The sequence below is a fragment of the Paenibacillus sp. FSL M8-0212 genome (assembly GCF_038004645.1).
Taxonomy (GTDB): domain Bacteria; phylum Bacillota; class Bacilli; order Paenibacillales; family Paenibacillaceae; genus Paenibacillus.
On sequence record NZ_JBBORP010000001.1, the window covers coordinates 4497495 to 4502452 of the forward strand.

A 4958-nucleotide genomic window follows, 5' to 3' on the forward strand; every position below is an offset into this window, starting at 1 on the left:
TGATGGATTAAAACGAGGTGTAGTGATGATTGAAGGGAAGATTATTAAATTTTACCGGGAGAAAAGTAGACGAACTCAAGGCGAACTGGTGAAAGGGATCTGTTCAGTCACACATCTGAGCAAAATTGAACGGGGAATGACAGAGTATTCACAAGAAATTATGGACATGCTCTGTGATCGACTATGTATTGATATGGCAAGAGAAGTAGCGAGATATCATCAAATGAACGATCTTCTGGATTCATGGCAAGAGGCCATTATTATGCAGAGAACAGCTGAAGCTATTCGTCTCAAAGACAAGTTGGAAGAAGAACCGTTAAAAGGTATACCTGATTTGCGTTTATCCTATGACTTGCTGCGGATCCGATTTTACTTGTTTATGAATAATATCAATGAAGCCGAGAGACTTATAGCCGAAGTTGAAATTCCTGATGAATCGGAGCATTCATATGAACATTATTTTTATCACCATGTGATGGGGATTTATTATTTCCTTACAGGACATTATCGCAAGTCCATTGAGACGTTAACTTCAATTAATCAGTCCAAATATACGAATCATGAGTACTTCTATCATTTGTCTCTGGCATATCACTCGATATATTCGAATATTACGTCGTACTATTACGCTGAGAAAGCTATTCAGCATTTTCGGAAAACGCTCAATATGGTGCGGATCATTGACACTGAAACCATTATGCTGGTTCAGCTCAATTCCCGTGAGTATCATGATTTTCCTGAGACGAAACGCAGATATGAGAATCTGATTCGGATTAGTGATGATTGTGGGCTCCCTGACCGAAAAGCAAAGCTGTTGAACAATCTGGGTTATGAATATAACCGGCGGAAGCAATATGAGGATGCTGCTTACTGGTACAGACAAGCGCTTGATATCATTCCGGAGAAACAACCGTTATACCTGATGGTACTCAATAATTACATAGAATCTAATAGATTGGGTAACCTCATTTCTGCAAACAAGCTGTTGGACATGTCTCTGGAAGCCTTGCACAATTCTAAACTTGTTTCAGACGCAAGTTATATGGAATTGGAACTCCAGTCTGTCATTTTACAAGGGCAGGAGCAAGCGTATTACGAAATGATAGAAGAGCGAATTCTTCCTTATTATCGTGAACTTGGTTCCCAGTATCTCGCTGAACGTTATGAAGAGATATTGTTTCAGTACTATATGGATCATGGTGAAAAGGACAAGGCGCTCAGGCTCGCCAAAAATCGCTTTGAATCACAAGCGACTTCCCTTATATAAGGGTAATATAAGACTAAGAGAAGTGTCGACGACATATGAGTGGTTTGAAACGAACACCCCAACTCCGATACAATGTTCTCATAGAGTCTGAGAGAATGGATCAAATACGGTGCAGAAATGGAGAAAACCAATATGACTGATTTTATCAACGCTGACGATATTAATGACGTAATTCTGGCTGCGGCAGCAAACGAGCTGGAGCAGATGGTGGACAAAATGTGTGAGCTGATTGGCACGCCATTGGAACAGACGACTGAACTGGAGCGTCAGGTAATGGCTGCTTTTGGTTTTGGCGCGGTGTATGGTATCACTCATCGGGATCAGCTAGCAGAGCCGCAGGCCCATGCCTTGAGCATTCGGATGCTGATTAAACCATTTAATTATAGTGAACAGCAGGCGGTTGATTTTGCCGATGATCTGATTCGTGTGGCTTCCGATCGTGAGGTTCATCCGGTGATGAATACGATTATCCAACGTGGGATTGATGGACACCGCCAATTCAATCAGGAAGACGATGAAGGATTGGAACGTAACATTCAGGAGATTTTAACAGCGGTTCAATCGCAGTAATATACGGGTTTTATTAGATGTGGGAGATGATTGCATTGGATCTGATGAAATTAAGCAAAGAACTCTCATACGCTCTGCGACATGCACCATGGGAGTATGAGTTGGAACTGGATGAAGAGGGTTGGGTGGAAATCTCGCAATTGCTGGTGGCTTTACATGAAAGTCCGCAGTGGAAGGAAGTCACGCAAGCCGATCTGGAGCAGATGATCCAAGCCTCGGAGAAAAAGAGACATGAAATCCGTTCTGGCCGTATCCGGGCATTGTATGGACATTCGACACCCCATAAGATATCGAAGTTATCTGCTGAGCCACCGGAAACCCTGTACCATGGGACTCCGGCACGCGCAGTGAATTCTATTATGGAACATGGCTTACAGCCGCGGCAAAGGCAATATGTACATCTGTCCGCAGATATCGATACGGCCAATCAGGTGGGACGAAGACGGGATGATCAGCCTGTTATTTTGAAAATCAATGCTGCTCAAGCGGCCACAGATGGAATCCTCTTTTATCATGGAAACGAAAATATCTGGCTGGCCGATCATATTCCCGCACGTTATATTCTTGAGCAGTGAGCAGTGTACAATGAGTTGATGAACTGTTGTGGAAAACATAAATACCTATCTCGAATTACAGCAGTCGCAATCAACGGGTGAGTGTACGGTCATTCTTACAACGGGAATATCATTGTATTGATCTCTAGCTACACAAAAAAGGGACACATCCAACATTTGTTGGTGTGTCCCTTTCTTATATTCAAAACTTACTTGCCTACAATCGCTTTAATACCTTCGCTAAGTGGCTGAGCCGGACGGCCAAGCAATTTCTCTAATGTATCACTTTCTACAGCCAATGCGCCTTCACGGATGGCACTTTGCATATCAACAAGCATCGATACGACAAAGTCCGGTAGACCTGCACCTTTCATGATGTCAGCGTAAGCGGCATCGTCCACGTTCTGCACGTTGATTTCCTGCCCAAGCACTTCACCAACAATGGCAGCCAGTTCAGCTTGCGTGCGTAGTTTGCCGGACAATTCATATACGGTATTCTCATGTCCTTCGCCTGCAAGTACAGCTGCTGCAGCATGGGCATAATCACTGCGGGTAGCCCAGCCTACTTGGCTGTCATTGGTGGCATGAACCCAAGGTGCGCCTTGTGTAGCGGCTTGCACACTGCCTGCTTCATTTTCCAGGTACCAGTTGTTGCGCAGGAAGGAATACGGAATACCGGATTCACGAATAGCTTTTTCTGTAGCGCGGTGAACTTCCGCCAGGGAAAGGGTATTTTTCTCTGCATTCACAACGCTTGTATAAGCGATGAAACCCACACCTGCGCTCTTGGCAGCGTCAATGGCAGCCTGATGTTGGCGAATACGCGTTTCATTGTCACCATCGGTGGAGATGAGCAACAGGCGGTCTACACCGGCAAAAGCTTTCTGCAACGTCTCCGGTTGATCGAAGTCACCGTGACGCACGTCAATGCCTTGGGTGCGGAGTGCTTCCGCTTTCTCAGGATTACGTACACTTACTGCCACATCCTTGGCAGAATCCGTTTTTAACAATGCTTCTACAACCAGTGAACCCAATTGACCTGTTGCGCCAGTAACCAAAATTTTCATTTTCTTTTCCTCCTAGGGTATGTGTTGTTGGTTGCATATGATTGTAATCAAAAATGTTATAACAGGTGTGATTACAACGAAAGGGTTAAAAAAAGCTCATTATGAGCTTTTTTATTCAGAAACATGAATCTGATCCATCATCTGCTGTATGGTTACACGATTCAAGCGCTGTTCCATGGCTGTCTGAGCCTCAATGAGTTCGGCACGCAAGGTGTGTTCAATCATGTTGCCGACCGGACATTTCGGATTCGGATGTTTGTGAAAGTTAAACAATTCCCCATCCTCCACGACCTCAAGCGCTCGATATACATCAAGAAGGGTAATGTCGGCCGGATCTTTCAACAAGGAAGCACCGCCCACACCGGGTCTGACGTCAATCAGACCAGCCTGTTTCAGCTTGGACATAATCCGCCGAATAATCACGGGATTTGTATTCACACTCTGTGCGATCACATCTCCGGTGCATTCATTAGGCATAACAGCGATCAGGGACAGGGTATGAACCGCAATGGAAAAGCGACTGCTGATTTGTCTCATGGGATAATCACCACCGTTGTAACTATAATAGTTACAAAGTGATCGGATGTCAATTCTTTTATATCATATGTGAATTGATCGTTGCTGTTATCCTGTAATCGTAGATGATCAAACAGATGATAATTGAACTATCACCTATGTCAAATAAATGAGTTGTGGTTCTTTTGAAGCGTTAAAAAAGAAGTAGGTTTCAAACATTTTAATGTAATAATAGGGCTTAATTCCTATTATTTCCAAGTTAAATGGAACTATATGGTTTTCTTGTTTGCGTACAGAAGAATAAAAATGACAAAAGCTTCGACAAAATAGAAAATTATGTATGAATTGACAAATGTAAAAGCGATTATATAATGTGTGTATCTACAAGATTGTACATTTAGTTACAAATGATTCCAAATAACAAACGGCGGGAGTGGGACAGGCATGTGGTTTTTGGTTCTATGGTTGTTAGGTCTAATCTCAGGGGGAGTACACCTATATGTGTTAGGTTTTCCCGGGGAAATGAGCGAGATTAGCAGAGTATTGCTGCTTCATCAGTTTGTGGTTACGTTTGGATTGGTTGGAGTGATTGGTTATGTTGTCAACATTGCCAGAGCGGATCAGACAGCCAAAATGTTAGGATGGCCTGGTGGACCATTTCAGGTTAAATACGGTTTTTCCCAGGTAGGGCTTGGAGTTATGGGGATTATGGCCATCTGGTTCCAGGGGAACTTTTGGGTGGGTGTATTGGTAACGATGTACATATACGGATTAAGTGGTCTTTGGTCACATACTTATGTCATGATTAAAAATCGCAAGGCAGATGGAGACAGTATCGGGAATCTCATTATGGATGTGGTGTATCAAACGTTTATCACGGTTCTCTCTGTATTGGCTGGCGGAATCTGGGTAATGCACTAAGCTGTAATTGATTTTTTGCCTTACACAGCTTGAATCTCAATTAAACGATGAGGTGTGGTCGTG

6 protein-coding genes are annotated in these 4958 nt (G+C 43.4%); 4 read left to right on the forward strand and 2 right to left on the reverse strand.

Features of this window, described 5'->3' with window-relative positions:
• Positions 1-25 precede the first annotated feature (25 nt).
• The 3 genes from MKX68_RS19815 (at position 26) to MKX68_RS19825 (ending at position 2412) form a co-directional block, all read left to right on the forward strand.
• On the forward strand, positions 26-1267 hold the full coding sequence (locus tag MKX68_RS19815) for a transcriptional regulator (protein WP_340913864.1): 1242 nt from the start codon (positions 26-28) through the stop codon (positions 1265-1267).
• A 132-nt stretch (positions 1268-1399) separates the two neighbouring features.
• Positions 1400-1837 (forward strand): Imm48 family immunity protein, encoded by a 438-nt coding sequence (gene imm48, locus MKX68_RS19820; protein ID WP_338588058.1) that lies wholly within the window; start codon positions 1400-1402, stop codon positions 1835-1837.
• Positions 1838-1872: 35 nt separating this feature from the next.
• On the forward strand, positions 1873-2412 hold the full coding sequence (locus MKX68_RS19825; RefSeq protein ID WP_338588057.1) for an RNA 2'-phosphotransferase: 540 nt from the start codon (positions 1873-1875) through the stop codon (positions 2410-2412).
• A gap of 188 nt (positions 2413-2600) precedes the next feature.
• Here MKX68_RS19825 and MKX68_RS19830 read toward each other — a convergent pair whose 3' ends face one another.
• A complete protein-coding gene (locus MKX68_RS19830; protein WP_340913865.1) occupies positions 2601-3458 on the reverse strand; it encodes an SDR family oxidoreductase in 858 nt (285 codons plus the stop codon).
• A gap of 111 nt (positions 3459-3569) precedes the next feature.
• Entirely contained in the window at positions 3570-3995 is a 426-nt protein-coding gene (locus tag MKX68_RS19835) for an Rrf2 family transcriptional regulator (protein ID WP_036668516.1), read from the reverse strand.
• Between the two features lie 423 nt (positions 3996-4418).
• Here MKX68_RS19835 and MKX68_RS19840 point away from each other — a divergent pair, with 423 nt between their 5' ends.
• Positions 4419-4895, forward strand: a complete 477-nt coding sequence (locus MKX68_RS19840) for a DUF6790 family protein (RefSeq protein ID WP_026080959.1) — start codon at positions 4419-4421, stop codon at positions 4893-4895.
• Positions 4896-4958: the final 63 nt, after the last annotated feature.